This is a genomic window from Lancefieldella parvula, assembly GCF_963530955.1.
Classification (GTDB): Bacteria; Actinomycetota; Coriobacteriia; order Coriobacteriales; family Atopobiaceae; genus Lancefieldella; species Lancefieldella parvula_A.
Genome location: NZ_CAUSFQ010000111.1, coordinates 1 through 3,840, shown reverse-complemented (window position 1 = coordinate 3,840; position 3,840 = coordinate 1). Strand labels below are relative to the sequence as shown.

4 protein-coding genes are annotated in these 3,840 nt (G+C 45.3%); all 4 read left to right on the top strand.

What is annotated here, in order from left to right; all coding sequences use genetic code 11:
• Positions 1-1,363 (top strand): amino acid ABC transporter permease (locus RWJ43_RS06370; RefSeq protein WP_314009058.1); only part of this gene is annotated, 1,363 nt, incomplete at its 5' end.
• Positions 1,363-2,223 (top strand): amino acid ABC transporter ATP-binding protein, encoded by an 861-nt coding sequence (locus RWJ43_RS06365; RefSeq protein WP_314009056.1) that lies wholly within the window; start codon positions 1,363-1,365, stop codon positions 2,221-2,223. The genes RWJ43_RS06370 and RWJ43_RS06365, both read left to right, overlap by 1 nt.
• 153 nt (positions 2,224-2,376) lie before the next feature.
• Positions 2,377-3,051: a winged helix-turn-helix domain-containing protein gene (locus tag RWJ43_RS06360; RefSeq protein ID WP_035427982.1), complete on the top strand. Its 675-nt coding sequence runs from the start codon at positions 2,377-2,379 to the stop codon at positions 3,049-3,051.
• Between the two features lie 196 nt (positions 3,052-3,247).
• Positions 3,248-3,840: trypsin-like peptidase domain-containing protein (locus tag RWJ43_RS06355; RefSeq protein WP_314009055.1), on the top strand; the 593-nt coding region annotated here is incomplete at its 3' end.

Here is a 3,840-nt window from a genome sequence, read left to right as displayed (position 1 = left end):
ATCTGCGAGTTTTGACGACAAACCTACGACCCAGGATACGGCTGAGTCAAAGGGTTTGCATACACGTGTGCACTCCACGCTGCTTGTAGTTCTTCTCGCCACGCTTCTTTTGAGTGGGCTGTTCTTTATGTCTCTGAGCGTGTTTTCTGTTCAGAGTGCGTTTGCTCTTACCACAAATAAGGCAACAGCTAAGTCAAATCAGACAGAAGGCAATGGCGTTATCGGCGGTAAAGAAACTCGTTTAACCTGGGAAGGAACAGTTGAGGACGAGCAGGTCTCTCAGCTGACTTTGCAGCTTCCTGAGGGCTCCGATCTGCAGAGCGCAACTACTAAGGTGACCGTTCTTTCAGGTCTTACGCGCGAGAAGATCGAGGCAACTGCAAGCGTCCAGGGAACGCAGGTTGTGATTTCTTTTGCAACACCAGTGGACGCTCAGAAGCTAATTCGCGTAGAGATTTCTGGCATGAAGTTTCCCGCTGACGGTGGCTCGTACACTGTTGAAGGAACCTACACCACTGAGCAGGGAACTCAAAAGCTTGCTTCTTCTCCGCAAATCAACATTATTTCTAATACGCCTGTTCAGGCTCTAGTGAATTGGCTTGACGCTCAGCCTTGGGTTGAAGCATGGAACTCCAATCACTTCTTGGGCATGTTCTTAAAGCCTCAGCTGATTGTTTCTTCCGTTGTAATGCTGTTCCCTGGATGGCTGGTTTGTCTGGCAATTGTAATTTGCGCTTATCCTGTGGCTATTGTGCTGGGAATGGGCTTTGCCCTGCTTAAGATCTCCAAAAACCCGCTCCTGCGCGCGCTTGCAGTGGTATACATCAATCTGTTGCGCGGAACCCCATTTTTCCTGCAGATTTATATTCTGTTCTTTGGTCTTCCTATGCTGAATATCAATTTAGACACCAATCTGCTTGGTTTTATTGTGGTTGCCATTAATTCTTCTGCGTATCTTTCAGAAATCTTCCGTGCGGGCATTCAGTCGATTCCACAGGGTCAGTATGAGGCGGCAAGCTCTCTTGGCATGAATCGCTTCCAGACCATGACGTTTATCATCATTCCTCAAACTATCCGTCGTGTTATTCCACCTCTTACCAGCGACTTTATTACTTCCTACAAAGATACCTCGCTGCTTTCTTCTGTAGGTGTTATGGAGCTGATGATGTTTGCTAAAAACCTCACCACCTCAACGGGAAACATGACGCCATATATGACGGCTGCCCTATTCTATTTGGCAATTACTCTGCCTCTTATTAAGGTAGTTGGCAGTATCGAGAAACGCATGGAGCAGTCAGAAACAGGCAAAACAGCAAGCGTCGCAGCTAGTAAGACTCAAGCTCTTTCCAAGGAGGAAAACTAATGTCTTTCTTTTCTTTCAAAAAGAAGTCGAACACAGAACATCCTGCCTTGGATGCTGAAGTTGCTGCACAAGAGGCATTTGAGCGTGATAAGCCCCTTACTAATCATACTTTTGAGGCAGGTGAACATCCTATTGTTCGTATTGAGCACCTCAATAAGTCGTTTGGATCAACGCATGTCTTAAATGACGTTAACCTGACTGTTTGGCCAGGTGAAGTTGTGGTTGTGCTTGGTCCTTCGGGCTCCGGTAAATCCACTATGCTCCGTTGCATCAATCTACTGGAGACTCCTTCTGCAGGCCATATTCTTATTGAAGATCAAGAGATTACGGGCACAAACGAAGCTGAGGTCAATGCGCTTCGTAGAGATGTCGGAATGGTCTTTCAGCAGTTCAATCTGTTTGGTCATTTAACCGTCAAAGAGAACGTAATGATTGGTCAGATTAAGGTTCTAGGAAAGTCAAAAGAAGAGGCAGAGGTAGAGGCACTAAAGCAGCTTGAGGCTGTCGGCCTTGCCGATAGAGCAGACTTTAAGCCTAGTGCGCTTTCCGGTGGACAGCAGCAGCGTGTAGCAATCGCTCGCGCCGTTGCTATGCACCCAAATGTGCTTCTTTTTGACGAGCCTACATCCGCGCTTGATCCCGAGCTTGTCCGTGGTGTTTTGGATGTTATGCGTGATTTGGCAAAGAACTCTGGTATGACCATGATTGTAGTAACGCACGAGATGGGATTTGCAAAAGACGTGGCAGATCGTGTGGTCTTTATGGAAGAGGGAGTGGTAGTTGAACAAGGAACACCTGATGTCATCTTCAACAATCCACAAAACCCTCGAACAGCTGAGTTTATTGGCGCTATTGCGTAAAACCCATACTTTTTAGAATTAATATGCAAATGTAAAAAATAAATCAGGGCGAGAAATTCTTCTCGCCCTAATTGCAGATAATAAGGTATATCTGCTCTTTATTCGCAGCTTGTGGTATGCTTTATAAGATTAAGCTTATCCTAGGGGGAATCGATGCATCACAAGAATATTCTTCTTGTATCTGCAACGACACGCTTACATGAACGTATGCGTGAACTTTCGCATGTCATTGATGTGTCTATTGCTCTTGCAAACGCTGCTTCTTTCTCGCAGGCTGCGGCTTCTGGTCATACCTTTGACCTGATTATTCTTGATCAAAAAGAACTTTCCCAGGATGTTATTAGCACGGTAGAGAATTATTCTGCGCAAAATGGCGGAATTGCTCGCCTGTTTGTTGCTGACCTTGATAATCTTTCTAAGTTTGTTCTGCCTGTTCAGGGCAAGAGCGATTTTATTTTGTCTACTGCAACTATCCAGGAGTTTAGCCTTAGGTGCTCGCTGCTTTTGTGGCCAGGTACCGAGAGCACTTCTAGAGATTTGGTTATTGTTGACAACATAAAGATTAACCTGGCAACGTATCAGGTTTATATTGATGAATCTCCTGTTGATCTTACGTATATGGAGTATCTGCTGCTGTCATTCTTGGCAACACATCCGTCTCGTGCATACTCACGTGAGGCTCTTTTGCAGCGCGTTTGGGGCTTTGAGTACTGTGGTGGCACTAGAACAGTAGACGTTCATGTAAGGCGTGTTCGCTCAAAGATTGGTCCTCAAGCAGCTGCTCATCTTGAGACGGTTCGCGGCGTAGGCTATCTGTTTAGAGCATAATTGCAGGTACAAACTGCATTTAATGGGATCTGCAAACTTCTTTCTTACTAGTAGGACTCTCGCGCGTCTTTCTCATAATGAGAAACGAATTTTTGTCCGGTATAACGGGTAGAATACACATATTGAAAAATTGGTGTTTAGCGCAGAATTATTTGCGTTAGCTGTTTGCATCAAAGTGATGTTAAGGAGGATGTCTATGGAGAACCAAGCACATGGTTTAACCACAGATTCCACTGTAAATAAGCGTTTTTCGTCAGTTAAGCAGGCTGGATTTATGTCTATGTTCAAAAGCTCAAGTGTAAAAAGAACAGCTTGTGCAATTGCTTTTGCCGTTGCTTGTGTTCCTACCATTGCTTTGGGAGAGGGAATTTCTAAGCTTCCTGCAGTATCTGGTCAGGCAACTATTTCTCAAGCAGCAGCTCGTCCTGCTGCAGAACCAACTGACACCAAGACGGCAGAAACGGTAGCTTCTAAGGTTTTGCCTTCGGTTGTGTCCGTTAAGGCTACCAGTGATTCATCAGGCTCAACCGGTTCTGGCGTTGTATTGAACACAAATGGAGACATTCTTACCAATTACCACGTCATTGAGGGCATGGATACATTTTCTATCTCCGTTAATGACAAAGAGTATGAGTGCACTGTCGTAGGAACAGACCCTACCTCTGACCTTGCTGTTCTTCATGCTGACCTTAAGGGAGATAGCCTAACCCCAATTGAGATTGGTAACTCCGATAACCTGGCTCCTGGTAGTTGGGTTATGAGTGTTGGTAGCCCATTTGGTCTTGATCA

Coding starts and splice junctions, on each gene's coding strand:
- RWJ43_RS06365 (WP_314009056.1), top strand. CDS start 1,363: ATGTCTTTCTTTTCTTTCAAAAAGAAGTCGAACACAGAACATCCTGCC.
- RWJ43_RS06360 (WP_035427982.1), top strand. CDS start 2,377: ATGCATCACAAGAATATTCTTCTTGTATCTGCAACGACACGCTTACAT.